This is a genomic window from Streptomyces sp. NPDC005485 (assembly GCF_040606085.1).
GTDB lineage: Bacteria > Actinomycetota > Actinomycetes > Streptomycetales > Streptomycetaceae > Streptomyces.
Genome location: NZ_JBEXDZ010000034.1, coordinates 37,647 through 56,926, shown reverse-complemented (window position 1 = coordinate 56,926; position 19,280 = coordinate 37,647). Strand labels below are relative to the sequence as shown.

The following is a 19,280-nucleotide window of genomic DNA, read 5'->3' as shown; positions in this document are numbered from 1 at the left end:
CCGATGAACCGACCCGATCCACCCCGTCACGGAGGTGCCTTTCATGGCCGAGTACGGCTACTTCCTGTCGTGCGAGGAATTCGGCCCCGCCGATCTCGTCGAGCAGGCCCGAATGGCCGAACAGGCCGGATTCCAGTCGCTGTGGATCTCCGACCACTACCACCCGTGGAACGACGCGCAGGGCCAGAGCCCGTTCGTCTGGTCGGTGATCGGGGCGCTGTCCGAAGCCGTGTCCCTGCCGATCGAAACGGCGGTCACCTGCCCGACCGTACGGATGCATCCTGCCGTGGTGGCACAGGCGGCCGCGACGAGCGCGGTCATGACGCAGGGCCGCTTCCGGCTCGGCGTCGGCACGGGAGAGGCGCTCAACGAGCACATTCTCGGTGACGCCTGGCCGCCCCTGCACATTCGCCTGGAGATGCTGGAGGAAGCGATCCAGGTGATGCGCAACCTCTTCACGGGCGACGAGGTCAACCACCACGGCCCGCACTACACGGTGGAGAACGCCCGCCTCTACACGGTCCCCGACGAACCGGTGCCGATCGACATCTCCGGCTTCGGCCCGCAGGCGACCTCGCTCGCGGCCCGCGTCGGCGACGGCTTCGTCACGATGATGCCCGAGGAACCGATGGTGGAGCAGTTCCGCAAGGGCGGAGGCGGCGGCAAGCCGGTGAGCGGCGGCACGAAGGTCTGCTACGGACAGGACCGCTCCGAGGCCGTCCGTACGGTGCACAGGCTCTGGTCGAACCAGCTGCTGCCCGGCGAGATGGGCCAGGTCCTGCCGTCCCCGCGCCACTTCGAGCAGCTGGAGCCGCTGATCACCGAGGAGATGATCAGCGAGAACACGGTGTGCGGCGACGACGTCGACGAGCACGTCGCCGCGCTCTCGGCGTTCGCCGAGGCGGGCTTCGACCGCGTGTACGTCAACCAGATCGGCCCCGACCAGCGGGCCTTCTTCGACTTCTACCGCACCAAGGTGCTGCCGCAGCTCCAGCAGGGCAGCCGCTGACGGCCGCCGGCCCCGGCGGTGTTCCACCCGGTGCGGATGGCTCCACGTAGACGTCGCTACCGGCGGCCCTGCGGCCGCCGTAGCCTCCAAGTGAGCAGGGCGCCCGCGCCGAGGGCGACGGCGCGGCCCAGCCGGTTGCGGTTGCGGGACAGCCACTCCTGCGAACTGCCGGGCTGCGCCTGGGAGTCGAAGCGTCCGTGGGCGCCGAAGTCCCGTCCGTGCGGGCCGTCGGCGGGCGCCCACAGGTTGCCGGTGCCGGGGTGGGTGCCCTCCTCGCGCTGCGCCTCGAAGCCCGTGCGCGCGAGGTACCGGTCGAGGACGCCGGGGGCGACGGCGTTGGCGATCAGTGTGGCCACCGTCGAGCCGCCCACCCAGTACTCGCGCCGGCGCGGATGGTCGGCGGCGTGCACGATCGCGCGCGCGGCCAGCTCCGGCTGGTAGATCGGCGCCACGGGCCGGGCCCGGCCGGGCATCCGGCTCAACACCCAGTCGAACTGAGGGGTGTTGACGGCGGGCAGCTGCACCATCGTGGTGCGCACCCGCGTGCCCTCGTGCAGCAGCTCGCACCGCAGCGATTCGTTGAAGCCCTGGATGGCGTGCTTGGCCCCGCAGTACGCGGACTGGAGCGGTATCCCGCGGTACGCGAGCGCGGAGCCGACCTGCACGATCGATCCACGGTTCGCGGGCAGCATGTGCCGCAGCGCGGCGCGGGTCCCGAACACGTAACCCAGGTACGTGACTTCGGTGACCCGGCGGTACTCGTCCGGCGTGACCTCGGTGAAGGGCGCGAAGACCCCGGCGAACGCGTCGACGGTGTGCGGGACATGGGCCAGGAACTGGTCCCCTCACGGGCTGCCGACCCGCGCGGCACAGGCGAGGGGATCACCGTCGCCCCGTCCGCTCGCCCGCTGCCCGAAGCAGTCGCCGAGGCGTTGCCGGAATCTGCCGTCGCGCACGACGCGGTCGATCCATCCGGACCCGAACCTGGACCTGGACCTGGACTGGCCGCCCGGCCCGAGGCGCCCCATGGAACCCACCCCGAACCGTCCGCCGCCCTCACCCTCAGCGTCGTCGACGCCGTCATCCTGGAGCGGGCCGCGGGTGCCATACGGCTCGTCCTGGACCGCACCCGGGGCCGCGCCCCCGCGGCCCGTGCAGACGACCCGGCGCTGGTGGAGACCGTCCTGGACCCCACCGCATCCGAGCAGGCCCGGCTGCACGCGGCCCGTCATCTCGGCCTCGACACCGGTGATCCCGGCACCCGGGCACGCGCGCTCGCCCCGCTCGTCGGGCCGCCCCGCATCGCCGCGGCGCACCCGGATGCCGAGCTGCCGCCGATCGGCCGTCTCGGGGTCGGTCCGGCCGTCCCCGTGCTGGACCTGCCCCGTTCCTGGACCGCCGCCCGCACGGCCCTGCGGTTCACCGCCGAGGGCACCGCGCAGGATCCCGGCCCGCGGGTGGTCCATGCCGACGAACTCGGCGGCATCGCCCTTCTCGCCACCCTCGTCACGCCGGGGGCCGAGCCGCCGCCTGACGTCCACGCCCTCGAAGCCGCCGCGGCCGCCGCGCCCTGGATGCTCGTCACCCTCCGCGCGGTCGCCTCGACGGCGAGCCTGCGGGCAGCCGCCACCGAGGTCAACGTCCACCACTCCACCCTTCAGGACCGGCTGACCCACGCCGAGACCCTGCTCGGCTGGCCCATCCGCACCCCGCAGGGCCGCCTGCGCCTGCAACTGGCCCTGACAATGCGGAATTTGTCCCGCCCATGACCTCAGAGGGAGCGGCTCGCAAATCCCCTACCGTGTCACGTCATGACGATCCTGATCATCGGCGGCAGCGGTTACCTGGGCAGTGAGCTGGTCCGCCAGTCGGCAGCGGGCGGGCACCCGACGGCCGCGACCTTCGCGACCAGGCCCGGCAAGGCTGCGGAGGTCACGTGGCACGCGCTCGACCTGCGCGATCCCGAGCGTGTCGAAGCAGTGATGGCCGAGTCCGCCCCGCACGTCGTCGTCAACGCGACGAGCGGCGGATCCGACTGGGCGATCACGGCCGAGGGTCCTGTCCGTCTGGCGATGGCCGCGGCGAAGCACGGTTGCCGCCTGGTCCATGTGTCCAGCGACGCGGTGTTCTCCGGCGCCCGCGTGCACTACGACGAATCCTGCCTCCCCGACCCCGTCACCCCTTACGGCGCGGCAAAGGCCGCAGCGGAGACCGGGATTCGTCTCTCGCTTCCGGACTCCGTCGTCGCGCGCACCTCGCTGATCATCGGCGACCGGCGGTCCACGCACGTACGCGCGGTGCACGACCTCGCGGCCGGTACCCGCAACGGCGCCCTGTTCACCGATGACATCCGCTGCCCCGTGCATGTCGGCGACCTGGCAGCCGCCCTGCTGGAACTCGCATCCGGCGAGGCGAATGGCATCCACCATCTGGCAGGAGCCGACGCCGTGAGCCGGTATGAACTCGGACGCCTCATCGCCAGGCGTGACGGGCTCGACGCCTCCCGACTGCCGACAGGTCTACGGGCGGACAGCGCGCTTCCCGGGGCCCTCGATGTGCGCCTCGACAGTCGCGCAACCCAGCGCAAGCTGCACACCACGTTGCGCGGCGCCCGCCAGTTCCTCGCCCAGGGGGCTTGAGTGTCGCAGACGCCCGCCTCAACTCACCTCTGCCGCCCGCTTGTTGATGTGTCCGATCCGTGTGCACCTGCGTGTTACCGCCAATAACCGTCCGCCCGATTTGGTGGCCCCATGCCCTGCGCCGCCGCACCCGGCCCGGCTAACGTCCCGGCATGACGCGACGCAAACGGATCGGAACGCGGCGAATCAAGGGCTTACAGCGCGTACGGGAGCGAGCGCTACAGCGGCGTGAGGACGGGCTGTCGGTCGGTTGGGGCCGACGGCTCGGGCGACGGGCCGAACGGGCCCGCCCCTGGCTCCAGTTCCTCACCGACCTCACGGCGCTCCTGGCGAGGGTGGTGAGATGACGTACGGCGATCACGGAAATCCGTTTTCGAGCGTTGCCGCGGCGCCTCTACTCTGACGTGATGACGACTGAGGTGATCGTTCTCAACGGTGGTTCCAGCTCCGGGAAGTCCGGGATCGTCCGGTGCCTGCAGGCGGTCCTGCCGAACCCGTGGCTGGCGCTGGGGACGGACACGCTGGTCGAGGCGATGCCCGCCTCCATGCGGGCATCCGATGCCGGGATCGAGTTCGCCCCGGACGGAGAGGTGATCGTCGGGCCGGAGTTCCGGACGCTGGAGGCCGCCTGGATCGAGGGGGTCGCCGCGATGGCCCGCGCGGGCGCCAGGGTCATCGTCGACGAGGTCTTCCTCGGCGGAGCGGACTCACAGCAGCGATGGCAGAAGGCCCTGGGCGAACGGCGGGTGCTCTGGATCGGCGTGCGGTGTGACCGTGCGGTTGCCGCGGACCGTGAGGTCGCACGCGGCGACCGGGTCATCGGAATGGCAGCTGCACAGGCGGACATGGTCCACCGAGGCATGGCCTACGACCTGGAGGTGGACACCACCCACGCCGAACCGATGGAGTGCGCCCGGACCATCGCCGCACACGTCAGCTGATCGCCCCCACCGCGCGACGACCACGACACCGGACACTGCGTACGGTCAGGACGCTCAGCACCAGTTCGTCGGCGACCGCGGCGAGAAGGGCGGCGCCCACCTGAGACATGTACGAGTTCTCATCCGGTTTCTGCCTCCCCGGTACGGCGGCCCGCGAGGGGCCGCGCCGAGCGGCTCAGGTGAGCTCATGAGCACGTGAACGGCGGTATGTCCCGGTCGGCAGCCGACCGGAGGCGACTGCCGAGCCCTCGTCGGACCGCTGTCGTTCGCCGGGCCGCTGTCAGTCCCCGCCGTCGAGATCGGTGCACTGGCGCAGCACCCGTAGCTCGTGGCCATGGAGCTGCATCTCGTACAGCTTGCCCCGGGCGTTGTCGAAGGGACGGTGCAGGACCATCATCAGCCTGCCGTCGAAGGAGGCGAACAGCATGCCGTGCCCGCTGTCGTCCCGGACCAACGGCCGGCGCTGCTGCCACGGCCCTGTGATGTCGCCGGACTCCGAGACGGCGTAGGTCTGCACATAGCCGCCGCTGATCGTGCCGTCGCTGCCCGCCACGTTCTTCTCGTACGTCGACCACAGCATGAGCAGGGACCCGTCGGGGGTGCGGTGCAGCTGCGGTCCGTCGGTGATGTACGGCGGGAGCTGATGCGGCGTGCCGCCGGGGATCTGCTCGCTGAGCCAGGGTGCGTCCGAGCCCTTGAACAGGAAGACGGGTTCGCCGATGGTCCGGGTGAGGTCCGGGGCAAGGCGGATCGCTTCCATGGTTCCGTCGATGGTCTGCAGCCACTCGTGTGCGTAGACCATCCAGGGCTGTCCGGAGGGGTCGACGTGGAGCGTGCCGTCGAGGGTCATGAGGTTCTCGGGCGGGGTGGGCCGTGCGGGGTCGACGACCGTGAACGGGCCGAGCAGCGAGTCGGATACGGCGGTGACGGTGCCGCGTCGGTGGTTCGGGATCTGGAACGGCGTGCCCCAGCGGTTCGGTGGGGGCACCGGGAGCTTTTCGTCCTCGTTGTGCAGCGTGGTGAAGAGGTAGTACTTGTCGCCCCAGGCGTGCACCTCGGGCGCCCAGGCGCCGTCGGTCGCCCAGATTCCTTTTTGTTCGGCGGTCAGGAAGACAACGACGGGGCGCGTCCAGTCACGCAGGTCGTGGCTGCGGTAGACCATCGTGCCGATGCCGTCCACGCCCGACACGGACGGTTCGTTGGACGTGTAGAGGTAGTAGGTGCGGGTGTCGCTGTCGGCGACGATGAACGGATCGTGCAGCGGCATGTCGGGAAGCCGCAGGAGTTCGGTCTCAGCCACGGTCGGAGCATACGTTGACGCGGCGCCGACGATTCGGCGGGAAGAGTGGGGAAACCTTGACGGTGTCGGGACGGAGGCCGGGAGTGACGACGGCGCGGGCACGCCCTGTGGGTCTGTTCGTCGGGCTGTGCACACTGGATGTCATCCAACTCCTGGACCATGTGCCGGGGTCCGACGAGAAGGTGACGGCTCGCGATCAGACCGTGGCGGCCGGCGGGCCCGCCGCGAACGCCGCCGCGGCCTTCGCCCACCTGGGCGGCGCGGCCACGCTGCTCACCGCGATCGGCTCCCATCCGCTGGGAGTTGCTGTCGCCGCGGACCTGGAGCGCCTGGGTGTGATGGTGTCGGACCTGGCCGCCGAGTCGGTCGATCCGCCCGCCGTGTCCTCCATCCTGGTGACCGCCTCCAGCGGGGACCGTGCCGTCGCCTCGACCAATGCGACGGGGTACCGGCTCGGCCCGCCCGACGATCTCGACGCGTCGGTGGCGGCCTGCGACATTCTCGAACTCGACGGCCACCACATGGAGTTGGCCATGGCTGCCGCCCGCACCGCGCGTGCCGTCGGCCGTCGGACGGTTCTCGACGGCGGCAGTTGGAAGGCCGGTACGGAGAGCCTGCTGCCGTCGATCGACGTGGCCGTCTGCTCGGACGACTTCCACCCACCCGGTGCGATCACTCCGGCGGACACCCTGCGGTTCCTCCGGGAGCACGGCGTCGCCTGGTCGGCGGTCAGCCGGGGAGGACAGCCTCTCGTGTGGGCGGGCCCCGACGACAGCGGCACGGTGGACGTGCCTGCCGTACGGGTCGCGGACACCCTGGGCGCGGGTGACGTCCTGCACGGCGCCCTCACCTATCACCTCGCGCTTCAGGGCGAGTTGACGGCACCCGGCTTCGTCGAGGCCCTTCGCGCCGCGGCCGCCGTGGCGTCGCGGGCGTGTGCCTCGTTCGGGACCCGGGCCTGGATGCGGGGAGAGTGACGCGCGGCGGCCGGTGGTGCGAAAGCAGCCCTCGGACCCGACCCCGTCCGCCGCGCGGACGGCCCTGTCTCACCGTCGGTCCGCGGACGCCGGGTCCTGGGCGAGCCCGAGGTCCGGGACGCTCCCGGGCCCCGACCGATCCGATCGACGTGCGGCGACCGTCATCACGGCGAGCCCCGTCAGGACGATGACGGCGCCGACGTACAGCGGAGCCGTGTAGCCGAGGCCGGTGCTGATGGCGAGGCCGCCCAGCCAGGCGCCCAGGGCGTTGCCGACGTTGGAGGCGGATACGTTGGCGCTCGCGGCGAGCGGTACCCCGTGGGCGTGGTCGGTGACCCGGGTGATCATGCCGGGAACACTGGCGAACCCGAACACCCCCGTCAGGAAGACCAGGACGACCGACGCGACAGGGCTGGCCGCCAGCAGCCCGAACGCGGCGAGGGTGGCGCCGAGACCGGCCAGGGAAACGATCAGGGTGAGGTCGCGATTGCGGTCGGCGGCCCGTCCTCCGGCCACGTTCCCGATGACGAGGCCGCTGCCGTACACGACGAGCAGCCAGGCGACATCGGTGCTGGAGAACCCGGTGACCTCGGTGAAGGTGTAGGCGAGATAGCTGAACGCGCCGAACATCCCGCCGTAGCCGAGCGCGGTGGCGGCGAGGGTCAGCCACACCTGCCCCGAGCGGAAGGCCCGCAGTTGGCCGCGCAGCCCGTCGGTCCGGCCGGTGACCGTGCCGGAACCCGGCGGAGGACGCCGGTTCACGGCGCCGGCCCAGCCCGGCACGAACACGGCGATGGCGACCGCAGCGACGACTCCGATGCAGGTGATCGCCCAGAACGTGGCACGCCAGCCCCACCGTTCGCCGACCAGGGCGCCGAACGGTACGCCCAGCACGTTCGCGACCGTCAGCCCGGCGAACATCACGGCCACCGCCCTCGACGCCCGTTCGGGAGCGACCATGCGCCGGGCGACGAGCGAGCCGAGGCCGAAGAACGAGCCGTGGCAGAGGGCCGCGACCACGCGTCCGCCCAGCATCACGGGATAGTTCGGTGCGACGGCGGACAGCAGATTGCCGACGACGAACAGCGCCACCAACCCGACCAGCACCGGTTTGCGGGGCAGAGCGGCGGTGGCGGCGGTCACCACCATGGCGCCGACCGCGACCGTCAGGGCGTACCCGGATATCAGCCATCCTGCGGCGGCCTCGGACACCGACAGGCTCCGCCCCACTTGCGGCAACAGCCCGGCTATCACGAACTCGGTCAGGCCGATCCCGAAACTGCCGAGCGCGAGCGCGACGAGCCCCGCGGGCATCTGCCGTGTACTGCTGATCGGTTGAATGGTCATCGCACCATCATGGTCAGGGATCCGTGACGGCCCGGATCGGGGTCCGGGGCCCGGGGCCCCGGACGCGGCACGGCCTCCTCCGTCCGCCGAAGCGTGACGGCACAGCCCCGCGCCTGCGCCCGCGACGACGACAACGGCCATTGGAGATTTGGTGCGCTGTCCGGCCTGTCACGTGCACAAGTTGACCGCCCCGTACCCCTTGCGTCGAATGCGAGTGCGGATACCGCCGGTAACATCTCAATAGGCCGAGGACTTTGAAGATGGGTCAGTCGAAGTTCTTGTTTCGCGTGAGGCGCGTGTGCAAAGGTAAGCCTCCCCTTGGGACGGTCGAGGCCAGAACCAGTCGGCAGGACCGCCTCTTAAGGTATGCACCAATCACCCCCCGCTTTCCGACAGGACGTCATTTCGCATGCCGCCCTGCGAATGGAAAGGAATTGGTCCCGTGCAGTCCGTTTACCCCCCACGTCCGCCGTACCCGCCCCGCCCCGGGCCTGTCCCTGGGAAGTCGGATCGAGACCTCGTCGCCCAACTCCGCGGCAAGGACGGCGAACGGCACTATGCGGTAGCCCTGTTGCTGGCCCGACACTGGCTGCCCGCCCGCGACTACGCACTGCTCTGCCTGGCCTCCGCCACCCCTACCGCCCAACTCGTCGCCACCAGCGCCTTTCACCAGGTACTGGGCCGGCTCACGGGCGGCACGCCGCCCAGCGGCGCCCTGCGGCCGCAGCTACTGGTGGCGGTCCGGGAGACCGTCCGCACCTGGGCCGCGGATGACGGAATATGCGCAGCCATACCAGAACTGCGCAAACCCACCGGCGGCCGTGGTCTGCACTCGGCGAAGCCCGGAGCACCCGCGAGTCGACGGCTCGCCGAGCGCGCCTTCACCGCACTGCCCGGTGCCTCCCAATGCCTTCTCTGGCATACCGAGGTCGAGGCGGAACCCATAAACATACCCGCCGGTCTGCTCGGAATTGACACGGCCACCGCAAGGGTCGCCGCCGAGCAGGTTCGCGAACAATTCCGGGTGGGCCTGGTACGCGCACACAAGGAACTCGCACCGTCCCCGGAATGCCGCTTCTACAACCGTCTTCTCGACGTACCCATCCGCCGCGGCGGTACATTGCTCCCCGATGTGCAACAGCATCTGGCTCAGTGCACCCACTGCCGGTATGCCGCCGATCAACTCGGCCATTTCGAGGGCGGGTTGGGGCTTCTTCTGGCCGATGCCGTACTCGGCTGGGGCGGCCGGCGCTATCTCGCCTCACGGCCCGGCCGCGGCGCCCTCGAACCGTGGTCGCCCGCAGCGGAGCCGGCCGCGGCACCGGCACCCCCGGCCCCGGCCGGCCGACACCGCACCGCATCCGAGCGCAGGCACACGGCCGCCGCCGTCGCCGTCGGCCTCGCCTCGCTCGCCCTGCTGGCAGCTGTCCTGGCGGCCCACGGCTGGTCCGACGACGACGGGCTCCCCCGACCCAGCGCCACCTGGGGCATCCCCGCCGTCGGCTTCCCCCGCCCCGGCGCCACCGGGCTGCCGGCCACCGCGTCCGCGGCCGGCGCCTCTCTCGCAGAACCCGGCGCCGGCACCCAGGGCAGTCTGCGCAACGTCGCCACCGGCCGCTGTCTGGCCATCAAGGTCGGCCAGTCGTCGTCCGGCACGGGCATCCGGCTGACGGAGTGTTCGTCGGCCGGGTCCCAGCAGTGGTCGTACGAGTTCGACGGTGTGCTGCGCAGCACCGCCGACCCGGCCCTGTGCCTGGCGGCCGACCCCGAGGCCCGAAGCGTCCGGGTCGCCCCCTGTGCCGTACACGCGGGGGAGGCGGCGTACATCCTGACCGGCAGCGGGGAACTCCTGCTCCGCCGGAGCCAGGATCTTGCCCTGGCCGCGAAGTCCGGCAGAAGGCACGCTCACGTGGTCGTGGCCGACCGCGACGGCTCGGGCCCCCAGCGCTGGGTGCTCGGGGATCACGAGGACACGGAAGCGTGGCACGCTTCCGCCTCCCCCACCTCGACGCACCGTTCGAGGACGTGACGACGACGGGTGTCACCGGGCAACGGTGACACCCGTCCGGACTGACGCCCCACTGCGTGGTGACACCGGTCTGCGGGTGAAACCCGCCTCCCGTTGCCGCCCGTGAACGATGGATTCCTGCGCGATCCCTTGACGAGTCCGCTTTCGGTGCGTACATATGACTGCGCAGTCATGACAGCGCAGTCACACACGCGACCGGCTGGTGACTCGCTAGGATTCAGGCCGTCGAACACAGGGAGACACCATGGCGCGAGGAGAGGCACGGAGCGGTGGCTCCGCCGCGCCGCGCGGTGTGGACGTGGCCCGGCTGGCAGGGGTCTCCCAGAAGACGGTGTCCCGGGTCTTCAACGGGGAGCAGTACGTCTCCACCGAGGCGCGTCAACGTGTTCTCCATGCCGCCGAAGAACTCGGCTACCGGTTGAACAACGCGGCCCGGGCACTGGCCTCCGGCCGGACCCGGTCCATCGGCGTGGTCGCGCTGGGCACCGCCCTGTACGGTCCCGCCTCGCTGCTCATCGGCATCGAGCGGGCCGCCCGGGACGCGGGCTATGCCCTGCGGGTGGTCAACACGCTGGAAGGCGACCCGGGAGGCGTTGCCGGTGCCGTGGAGTCCCTTCTCGAACAGGGCGTGGACGGCATCGTCGTCTCCGAACCGATCGACGAGGGGGACGGGGGTGCCGCCTCCCTCGGCGTCGACGTGCCGGTCCTGGTCCTGGGCGCACCGGCGGCACTGGCCGGGCCCCGGGCGGTCGCCACGGGTGTCGGGTCCGAGTCCTTGGCCCGCGCGGCTACCGAACACCTTCTGGACCTGGGCCATGTGACGGTCCATCACATCACTGGCCCACAGCGCTGGTTCGCCGCGCGGGACCGCCTCGCCGGCTGGCGGGCCGCCCTCACGGCACACGGCAGGCACCAGCCACCCGTCCTGGAGGGCGACTGGTCGGCCGCGTCCGGCTACTCGGCGGGCCGCGAACTGGCCGCCGGTGGCGAGGTCACCGCGGTGTTCGCCGCGAACGACGACATGGCCATCGGCCTGATGCGGGCGCTGACTGAAGCCGGTCTGCGTGTACCGGAAGACGTCAGCGTGGTCGGCTTCGACGACATCCCCGTCGCCGCCTATGTGACCCCTCCGTTGACCACCGTGCGTCAGCCGTTCGACGCCGTGGCACAGGAGGGACTACGGCTTCTCGTGCAGGCCATCGAGAAGCCGGACGTGGAACTGCCACCGGCGAACGACCCGCCGGTCGACCTCATCGTCCGTTCCTCGACCGCTCCCCCGCCGCCCACCGAGGCTCAGGGGCGCGGGCGCCGCGCGGCTTCGCGTTCGCTCGGCGGGGCGCATGCGCCTCCGGTCACGGACGCACCGTCTCCTCGCCCTTGATCCCGTCCCCTCGCCGCCTTCTCCGATCCCCTCACCGCTCTCTCCTGCTCAACACTTCTCAGCCCCGGGTGGCACACCCAACCCACCGTGCACTTCCCGCCGCGCCGCACGCTCGGCGTGCGCCGGACACACCCCGCGCGGACCGCACCTGAACATGGCGACCCCAATGCCCCGGTAGCCACATCCGCGCAGCTCTAACGCGAGAGCACCGCTCTCCCCTCCTCACCCGTATCACTCTCCCTCCCTCACCCGTGCGTCGCGCCCTCGCCAGGTGCGCCGTTCCCTTCGCCATCGGCCGGAGTTCACCATGCCCAGATCCTTCACCCACCCGTCCGCCATGAGCCGCCGTCTGTTCCTCACCGCCACCGGGGCGGTGTCCCTCGGCGCCGCCCTGTCCGCGTGCGGCGGCGGGGACGACACCGGCAGCACCACCTCGGCCAAGCCGGTCAGTCAGGCCGACATCGACAAGGCGATGAAGACGCCGACCGAGCTGACGTTCTGGACATGGGTTCCGAACATCGCCGCGGAGGTCGCACTCTTCGAGAAGAAGTACCCGGCGATCAAGGTCAAGGTCGTCAACGCCGGTCAGGGCGTGGCGCACTACACGAAGCTGCGTACCGCCCTCAAGGCCGGCACCGGCGCCCCGGACCTGGCGCAGATCGAGTACCAGGCGGTGCCGACGTTCACGATCACGGGCAGCCTTCTCGACCTGAGCCCGTACGGCGCCTCCGCGCTCAAGGACAAGTTCGTCGACTGGACCTGGGGCCAGGTCAGCGGTCCGGGCGGCGAGGTCTGGGCGATCCCGCAGGACACCGGCCCGATGGGCATGCTGTACCGCAAGGACATCTTCGACAAGCACGGCATCCAGGTGCCGGGCACCTGGGACGAGTTCGCCGCCGCGGCCCGCAAGCTCCACAAGGCCGACCCGGACGTGTATCTGACCAACCTGTCGGCGAACGAACCGGCGGCCTGGCACGGCCTGTTGTGGCAGGCGGGCGCCAAGCCGTACACGACCTCCGGCAAGAGCACCCTGTCCATCAGTGTCGACGACGCGATCTCCCGGAAGCTCGGGAAGTTCTGGGGCGGCCTGGCGAAGGAAGGGGTCATCAGCACCGACCCGGACTTCACCGAGGGCTGGTACTCCGGGTTCAACAAGGGCAAGTACGCCACCTGGCTCACGGCGGCCTGGGGCCCGGCCTTCCTGTCCGGTTCGGCGAAGTCCACCGCGGGCAAGTGGCGTGCCGCGCCGCTGCCGCAGTGGGACGCCGCCAAGCCGGTCTCGGGCAACTGGGGCGGCTCGACCACAGCCGTCCTCAAGAACACCAAGAACGCTGTCGCGGCGGCGATGTTCGCGCAGTTCCTCAACAGCGACCCCGCCAGCGCAAAGCTGTTCGCCACCAAGCAGTTCTTCTTCCCCGCGACCAAGAGCATGCTGGCCGACGCGGACTTCGCCGGCGACGCGCCCGCCTTCTACGGCGGCCAGAAGGTCAACCAGGTGTTCGCCGGCATCAGCGACACGGTCTCCCCCGACTTCCAGTGGCCCCCGTTCCTCGACCAGGTCGCCACCGACTGGACCGAGACGGTCGGCAAGTCCCTCGCCGGCAGGTCCGACACCGTCACCGCGCTCGGCACATGGCAGTCGCGGATCACCACGTACGCCAAGAACCAGGGCTTCACGGTCAAGGGAGCCTGACATGGCCACCACCACGGCACCTGCCAAGCGCCCGAGGCGGCGAGCCGGGCCGCCGGGCCACCGCTCGGCAGGACCCCTGTTCGTCGCACCGTTCCTGGTCCTCTTCGCCCTGCTCTTCCTCGCGCCCCTCGGCTACGCCGCCTACCTCAGCCTCTTCCAGCAACGCCTCATCGGCGGAACGGTGTTCGTCGGCCTGGACAACTACGTCAAGGCCGTCAAGGACCCCCTCCTGCACGACGGTGTCCTGCGGGTCGCGGAGTTCTTCGTGCTCCAGGTCCCGCTGATGCTGCTGCTGGCCCTGCTGTTCGCCCTCGCGCTGGACAGCGGTCTGCTGAGGCTGGCCCGTGTGATCCGGCTGGGCATCTTCGTGCCGTACGCCGTCCCGAGTGTGGTCGCCGCGCTCATGTGGGGCTACCTGTACGGCCCCGACTTCGGTCCCTTCGCGCAGCTCAGCCGCAATCTGGACCTGCCCGCCCCGCACTTCCTCAGCGACGGCTGGATGCTGGGCAGCCTCGCGAACATCGTGACCTGGGAGTTCGTCGGCTACAACATGATCATTCTGTACGCGGCCCTGCGGACCATCCCCCAGGACCTGTACGAGGCCGCCGCGATGGACGGCGCGGGTGCCTGGCGCATCGCCTGGTCGATCAAGCTTCCCGCGCTCAAGCCCGCCCTGCTGCTGACCGTCCTGTTCTCCGTGATCGGCAGCTTCCAGCTCTTCAACGAGCCGAACCTGCTGATGAAGATCGCGCCGGACGTCATCAGCAGCTCCTACACCGCCAACCTGTACGCCTACTCCCTCGCCTTCACCGGCCAGCAGCTCAACTACGCGGCCACGGTCTCCTTCCTCCTCGGCCTGGTCATCGTCATCGCCTCCTACGCCGTGCTGCTGACCGCCAACCGCAGGAGGACGCCGTGACGACCACATCGCCGCCGGCCACCGCCGCCCCGGCGCCGTCCCGGGCTCCCACCGCACATCGCGCGCGGCGCAAGCCGTCGGCCCGTCGCCGCAGCACCCCGCTCACGATCGCCATGCTGGCCGTCCTGGCCTACTTCCTGCTGCCGCTGTTCTGGCTGCTGATCGCCTCCACCAAGAGCACCCAGGACCTCTTCAACAGCTTCGGCCTGTGGTTCTCGCACACCCCTCAGCTGCTGACCAACGTCAGGGCGACGTTCACCCAGGACGACGGCGTCTTCGTCCACTGGCTGCTCAACACGGTGATGTACGCCGTGGTCAGCGCAGTCGGCGCCGCTCTGCTCGCCGCCTCCGGCGGGTACGGGTTCGCCAAGTTCCGCTTCCGCGGGGACCGCGCCGCCTTCAGCCTGGTCCTCGGCGCCGTCATGGTCCCCGCCACCGCCCTGGCGATCCCGACCTACCTGCTGTTCGCGAAGGCGGGCCTGGTCAACACCCCCTGGGCGGTCATCCTGCCGTCGCTGGTCAACCCCTTCGGCCTGTACCTCATGCGCGTCTACGCGCAGGACGCCGTCCCCGACAGCGTCCTCGAAGCCGCCCGGATCGACGGGGCCGGCGAGGCCCGGATCTTCTTCCGGATCGTCCTCAGGCTGCTGGCACCCGGTCTGGTCACCGTCGTGCTGTTCACGCTCGTGGCGACCTGGAACAACTACTTCCTGCCGCTGATCATGCTCAACGACCCGAAGCTGTACCCCATCACGGTCGGCCTGTCGTCCTGGGCCGCCCAGGCGCAGAACGGCGGGGCCGGAGCCAGCAGCGACCTGCTCGCGCTCGTGGTGACCGGGTCCCTGATCTCCATCGTCCCCCTCGTCGTGGCCTTCCTGCTGCTGCAGCGCTACTGGCAGAGCGGTCTGGCCACCGGAAGCGTCAAGCAGTGACCCACTCTTCACCGGAGGTTGTCTTCATGGCGGATCTGCCCGCCCACGTCCTTTTCGGGGCCGCGTACTACCACGAGTACACGCCCGCCTACGACCCCGAACTGCGCCCCGACGAACGGCTGAAGACCGACCTCGACCTGATGGCCGAGGCCCACTTCAACGTGATCCGGGTCGGCGAGTCGGTCTGGTCGACCTGGGAACCGGAGAACGGCCGCTTCGACCTCGACTGGCTGCAGCCCGTCCTGGACGGCGCCCACGAGCGCGGCATCTCCGTCATCCTCGGCACACCCACGTACGCCGTGCCGTCGTGGCTGGCCCGCCAGTACCCGGAGATCGCCGGGGAGCAGGCAACCGGGCAGCGCATCGGCTGGGGCGGCCGGCAGGAGGCCGACTTCACCCACCCCGCCTTCCGCTTCCATGCCGAGCGGGTGATCCGCAAGGTCGTCGCCCGGTACGCCGACCACCCGGCGGTCATCGGCTGGCAGGTGGACAACGAACCGGGCCTGCACCTGTTCCACAACCACGGAGTCTTCCAGCGCTTCGTCGACCACCTGCGCGCGAAGTACGGCGACGTCGAGACCCTCAACCGCGAGTGGGGCCTGGTCTACTGGTCGCACCGCCTGTCCACCTGGGCCGACCTGTGGACCCCGGACGGCAACAACCAGCCCCAGTACGACGTCGCCTGGCGGGAGTTCCAGGCCCGCCAGGTCACGGAGTTCATCGGCTGGCAGGCCGACCTCGTGCGCGAGTACGCCCACCCCGAGCACTTCGTCACCACGTGCATCTCCTACACCCGCCAGGGCGTGGCGGACGACGAGCTGTCCGCCCGCCTCGACATCGCGTCGGGCAACCCGTACTACGACATGCAGGACGGCCTGCTGCTCCCCGACCCGACACCCGAGCACCACGAGCAGATCTGGAAGACCACCGGTGTCTGGTCCATGTACCAGACGGCGGACTGGATGTTCTCCTCCCGCCAGGCGCCGTTCCTCGTCACCGAGACCAACGCGAGCTCCATCGGCTTCCCCTGGGACAACCGCCCCGGCTACGACGGCCAATGGCGCCAGACCGCCTGGGCGCACGTGGCGCGCGGCGCGCGGATGATCGAGTACTGGCAGTGGCAGACATTGCGCTTCGGCGCGGAGACCTACTGGGGCGGCGTCCTGCCGCACAGCGGCCGGCCCGGCCGTACGTATGCCGAACTGGCGCGCCTGGGCGCCGAGTTCGAGACCGCCGGACCGCTGGTCGCCGGCCTGGAACCGGACGCCGACATCACGATGGTCTACTCGACGCCGAGCAAGTGGCTGATGCAGAAGTATCCGCCTCTGGCGACCGCCGACGGCGATCCGGACCCCGCCGCCTACCACCGCATCTTCGACCCCTTCTACCGGGGCGCCTTCGACGCGGGATGCCAGGTCCGCATCGTCCACGCACGGCAGTTGCACGACCCGAGCGGCGAGCAGGCGGGGATGACACCCGAGGAAGCCGTACGACGCCACCCGGTCCTGGTGGCACCGGCCCTGTACGTCGCCGACGACGCGACGGTCGACTGGCTCGCCGCCTACGCCCACGCGGGCGGCCACCTGGTGCTCGGCCCGCGCACCGCGTACGCCGACCAGGAGGCCAGGGCGCGGCTCGAAACGGCGCCCGGACGCCTGGCCGAGGCCGCGGGCGTCACGTACGACGAGTTCAGCAATCTGGTACGCGACCTCCCGGTCAACGCCACCCCCGGCGGTCCGCTCGACCTGCCCGAGGGTGCGACCGCCACGCACTGGGCCGACGGCCTGACCGTCCTGGACGCCGAGGTGCTCGCCGCGTACGACCACCCGCACTTCGGCCGTTGGCCCGCCGTCACCACCCGCGGCCACGGTGCGGGCCGCATCACGTGCGTCGGGACGGTACCGGGCCGGGGCCTGGCGCGGGCGCTGGCCGAGTGGCTCGCCCCCTTGGCGAACAGCGGCTGGCGCGACCTGCCGGAAACCGTCACCGCGACCACCGGGACCTCGCCCGAGGGCCGCCGGGTCCACGTGATCCACAACTGGAGCTGGGAGCCGACGCGCATCCCCGCTCCGGTGCGTCTGACCGACGTCCTGGACGGCGGTTCCCTCGTTCCCGCGGGCGCCGCGCTGGAGCTCGGCCCATGGGACGTGCGGGTGTTCGCCGGTGCGGACGTCAGCACCGCCGCGGACAACCCGGCGGCTTAGGGCGGGCCCAACGACATCACTCCTTCACCCGGTCGGCCAGGCATCACGGCGACCAACCGTCAACCCTTCAACCACCAACCTCAAAGGAGAGGCTGTGCAGAAGAGAACCCTGGGAAAGGCGCTGGGAACGTTCGTCGCGGCATCGGCGATGCTGGCCGTACCCATGGCCAGTGCGCAGGCATACGACCCGACGGGCGGGATCCTCTACCAACTCGGGAACGAGCCCTGTCTCAAGGGCCGGGGGAACTGCGCGATCTACCCGAAGTCGGCGCAGCTGCCGAGCGGCCGGCTGGTCGCGTCGTTCGAGAAGTCCACAGTCGTGTCGGCAACGGGAAGCGCCGACCGGCAGACTCTCCCGGTCTACAAGAGCGACGACCGCGGCACGACGTGGCAGCCGCTGTCCGAGGTCAAGGCCCCGGCGTATCTCTCCCGCGACCCCAAGTACGCGAAGTACACGAGCAACTGGACCAACCCCTACCTGTACACGCTTCCGCAGGACGTCGGAGCCCTGAAGCGGGGCACGCTGCTTCTCGCGAGTGTCGTGTCGGGTGACGACCACTACTACAAGGAGCACAAGGCAGCCGACCCGAACTGGACGCCGTCCAACGACGGAGACCGCAGCGACCTGGCGATCGCCCTGTACTCCAGCACCGACGAAGGCACGACGTGGAAGGTGGTCAACGTCGTCGCGACGGGCGGCTGGCAGGGCGGCAGCGCGGGCGCGACCGGCCAGAACATCGCCGCCGCGAACACGAACAAGCAGGTGGACCCCCTCTGGGAGCCCTATCTGATGGTCTACAAGGGCCGGCTCGTCTGCTACTACTCGGACGAGAACGACTACGCCGGCTTCGATCCGGCCACCGGCGTCCCGACACCGGACCCCGCGAACGACACCGCCAAGGACTCGCTCGGCCAGATCCTCGTTCACCGGACATGGGACGGCCGCAGTGCGGGGTGGAGCTCTCCCGTCGTCGACATCGCGGGCCTGACCGAGGACATGGGCGGCGGCAGGACGGAGATCGGCGGCGGACGGCCGGGCATGACGAACGTCGTGCGGACGACGGACGGCAAGTGGCTGCTCACCTACGAGTACTGGGGCGGCGGAGCCAACGTCAGATACCGCGTCGCCGACAGCCCGTTGGAGTTCTACCGCGGCTCCCCCACCGGGGAGAGCGTCACCTCGCTGCCGGTTGCCACCGGCTCCCACCCGCTCGCCACGGGCGGCAGCCCGGTCGTCATCGGGCTTCCCGACGGGCGCCTGGTCTACAACGCGGCCGGCAGCGGCAACGTCTGGGTCAACGACAGCGGACGCAGTGACGGCGCGTGGAAGGAGTACCAGACGACCTCGCCGGCCGGCTACAGCCGCAACCTGCAGTACGTCATGGGCACCGGCCGCATCGCCGTACTCAACAACCAGGGCACCTCGACGCTCGCTTACGCCGAGGTTGATCTCGGCCGTTCGAACGGCACCTACTACCAGTTGGTGAACCGCAGGACCGGCCAGGTGATCGGCACCGGGAACCACACCAACGACGCGAACATCGGCAACGCGGACGTGCCCGACGTCGTGCTGGAGAGCCCCGGTTCGGCGGCGAACCCGGACACCCAGTACTGGCACGTCGTGACCGAGCCCAACGGCGGAAAGACCCTCCTGAACAAGTCGGGCGGCCGTGCCGCGGCCATCTGGACCGGGAACGCGACGGCCGGCCAGAGGATCGGCCAGTGGGTCGACAACAGCGACACCGGCAGCTGGAACCTCGTCAAGGCCGGCGACGGGTTCTACCGGCTGCAGGCCGTCAAGAACACGAGCCTGTACCTGACGGGCGCTTCCGCCGGCGCGCCCCTCACCCTGCAGAACGCGGTCGCGGACGGCTCGCAGGACTGGGAGCTCGTTCGGTAGGTTCCGGGC

Annotated in this window: 14 protein-coding genes and 1 pseudogene; 12 read left to right on the top strand and 3 right to left on the bottom strand. The window is 70.4% G+C overall.

Features of this window, described 5'->3' with window-relative positions:
* Window positions 1-43: 43 nt before the first annotated feature.
* The gene (locus tag ABZS97_RS14595) at window positions 44-1,009 is read left to right on the top strand and encodes an LLM class F420-dependent oxidoreductase (protein ID WP_356137436.1); all 966 of its coding nucleotides are present in this window, start codon (window positions 44-46) and stop codon (window positions 1,007-1,009) included.
* Between the two features lie 56 nt (window positions 1,010-1,065).
* Here ABZS97_RS14595 and ABZS97_RS14590 read toward each other — a convergent pair.
* Window positions 1,066-1,818: pseudogene (locus tag ABZS97_RS14590) on the bottom strand (SDR family oxidoreductase); the annotation flags it as partial.
* A 15-nt stretch (window positions 1,819-1,833) separates the two neighbouring features.
* On the opposite strand from ABZS97_RS14590, the gene ABZS97_RS14585 reads away from it, so the two are divergent.
* The 3 genes from ABZS97_RS14585 (at window position 1,834) to cpt (ending at window position 4,589) form a co-directional block, all read left to right on the top strand.
* Complete coding sequence (locus ABZS97_RS14585; protein ID WP_356137434.1) at window positions 1,834-2,778, top strand: helix-turn-helix domain-containing protein; 945 nt, start codon at window positions 1,834-1,836, stop codon at window positions 2,776-2,778.
* Window positions 2,779-2,820: 42 nt separating this feature from the next.
* Entirely contained in the window at window positions 2,821-3,648 is an 828-nt protein-coding gene (locus ABZS97_RS14580; RefSeq protein ID WP_356137432.1) for a sugar nucleotide-binding protein, read from the top strand.
* A gap of 407 nt (window positions 3,649-4,055) precedes the next feature.
* Complete coding sequence (gene cpt / locus ABZS97_RS14575) at window positions 4,056-4,589, top strand: chloramphenicol phosphotransferase CPT (protein WP_356137430.1); 534 nt, start codon at window positions 4,056-4,058, stop codon at window positions 4,587-4,589.
* Between the two features lie 280 nt (window positions 4,590-4,869).
* On the opposite strand, the gene ABZS97_RS14570 is transcribed toward cpt, so the two are convergent.
* Complete coding sequence (locus ABZS97_RS14570; RefSeq protein WP_356137460.1) at window positions 4,870-5,856, bottom strand: glycoside hydrolase family 43 protein; 987 nt, start codon at window positions 5,854-5,856, stop codon at window positions 4,870-4,872.
* A 116-nt stretch (window positions 5,857-5,972) separates the two neighbouring features.
* On the opposite strand from ABZS97_RS14570, the gene ABZS97_RS14565 reads away from it, so the two are divergent.
* A complete protein-coding gene (locus ABZS97_RS14565; protein ID WP_356137428.1) occupies window positions 5,973-6,866 on the top strand; it encodes a PfkB family carbohydrate kinase in 894 nt (297 codons plus the stop codon).
* A gap of 69 nt (window positions 6,867-6,935) precedes the next feature.
* On the opposite strand, the gene ABZS97_RS14560 is transcribed toward ABZS97_RS14565, so the two are convergent.
* Entirely contained in the window at window positions 6,936-8,180 is a 1,245-nt protein-coding gene (locus tag ABZS97_RS14560; RefSeq protein WP_356137458.1) for an MFS transporter, read from the bottom strand.
* A gap of 475 nt (window positions 8,181-8,655) precedes the next feature.
* Between ABZS97_RS14560 and ABZS97_RS14555 the strand changes: the two genes are divergently transcribed.
* The 7 genes from ABZS97_RS14555 (at window position 8,656) to ABZS97_RS14525 (ending at window position 19,271) form a co-directional block, all read left to right on the top strand.
* Window positions 8,656-10,242 (top strand): RICIN domain-containing protein, encoded by a 1,587-nt coding sequence (locus ABZS97_RS14555; RefSeq protein WP_356137426.1) that lies wholly within the window; start codon window positions 8,656-8,658, stop codon window positions 10,240-10,242.
* A 244-nt stretch (window positions 10,243-10,486) separates the two neighbouring features.
* On the top strand, window positions 10,487-11,623 hold the full coding sequence (locus tag ABZS97_RS14550) for a LacI family DNA-binding transcriptional regulator (RefSeq protein ID WP_356137424.1): 1,137 nt from the start codon (window positions 10,487-10,489) through the stop codon (window positions 11,621-11,623).
* A 307-nt stretch (window positions 11,624-11,930) separates the two neighbouring features.
* Window positions 11,931-13,316 (top strand): sugar ABC transporter substrate-binding protein, encoded by a 1,386-nt coding sequence (locus ABZS97_RS14545; RefSeq protein WP_356137422.1) that lies wholly within the window; start codon window positions 11,931-11,933, stop codon window positions 13,314-13,316.
* A 1-nt stretch (window position 13,317) separates the two neighbouring features.
* The gene (locus ABZS97_RS14540; protein WP_356137420.1) at window positions 13,318-14,235 is read left to right on the top strand and encodes a sugar ABC transporter permease; all 918 of its coding nucleotides are present in this window, start codon (window positions 13,318-13,320) and stop codon (window positions 14,233-14,235) included.
* On the top strand, window positions 14,232-15,167 hold the full coding sequence (locus ABZS97_RS14535; RefSeq protein ID WP_356137418.1) for a carbohydrate ABC transporter permease: 936 nt from the start codon (window positions 14,232-14,234) through the stop codon (window positions 15,165-15,167). Before ABZS97_RS14540 ends, ABZS97_RS14535 begins: the two co-directional genes overlap by 4 nt.
* Window positions 15,168-15,193: 26 nt before the next feature.
* Entirely contained in the window at window positions 15,194-17,371 is a 2,178-nt protein-coding gene (locus ABZS97_RS14530) for a beta-galactosidase (protein WP_356137416.1), read from the top strand.
* Between the two features lie 148 nt (window positions 17,372-17,519).
* On the top strand, window positions 17,520-19,271 hold the full coding sequence (locus ABZS97_RS14525) for an RICIN domain-containing protein (protein WP_356137456.1): 1,752 nt from the start codon (window positions 17,520-17,522) through the stop codon (window positions 19,269-19,271).
* The last annotated feature ends 9 nt before the right edge of the window (window positions 19,272-19,280 follow it).

Excerpts from the sequence above, each read along its gene's own strand:
- ABZS97_RS14560 (WP_356137458.1), bottom strand. The coding sequence starts at position 8,180 with ATGCCCGCGGGGCTCGTCGCGCTCGCGCTCGGCAGTTTCGGGATCGGC.
- cpt (WP_356137430.1), top strand. The coding sequence starts at position 4,056 with ATGACGACTGAGGTGATCGTTCTCAACGGTGGTTCCAGCTCCGGGAAG.
- ABZS97_RS14545 (WP_356137422.1), top strand. The coding sequence starts at position 11,931 with ATGCCCAGATCCTTCACCCACCCGTCCGCCATGAGCCGCCGTCTGTTC.
- ABZS97_RS14530 (WP_356137416.1), top strand. The coding sequence starts at position 15,194 with ATGGCGGATCTGCCCGCCCACGTCCTTTTCGGGGCCGCGTACTACCAC.
- ABZS97_RS14540 (WP_356137420.1), top strand. The coding sequence starts at position 13,318 with ATGGCCACCACCACGGCACCTGCCAAGCGCCCGAGGCGGCGAGCCGGG.
- ABZS97_RS14595 (WP_356137436.1), top strand. The coding sequence starts at position 44 with ATGGCCGAGTACGGCTACTTCCTGTCGTGCGAGGAATTCGGCCCCGCC.
- ABZS97_RS14525 (WP_356137456.1), top strand. The coding sequence starts at position 17,520 with ATGCTGGCCGTACCCATGGCCAGTGCGCAGGCATACGACCCGACGGGC.
- ABZS97_RS14570 (WP_356137460.1), bottom strand. The coding sequence starts at position 5,856 with ATGCCGCTGCACGATCCGTTCATCGTCGCCGACAGCGACACCCGCACC.
- ABZS97_RS14550 (WP_356137424.1), top strand. The coding sequence starts at position 10,487 with ATGGCGCGAGGAGAGGCACGGAGCGGTGGCTCCGCCGCGCCGCGCGGT.
- ABZS97_RS14580 (WP_356137432.1), top strand. The coding sequence starts at position 2,821 with ATGACGATCCTGATCATCGGCGGCAGCGGTTACCTGGGCAGTGAGCTG.
- ABZS97_RS14585 (WP_356137434.1), top strand. The coding sequence starts at position 1,834 with ATGGGCCAGGAACTGGTCCCCTCACGGGCTGCCGACCCGCGCGGCACA.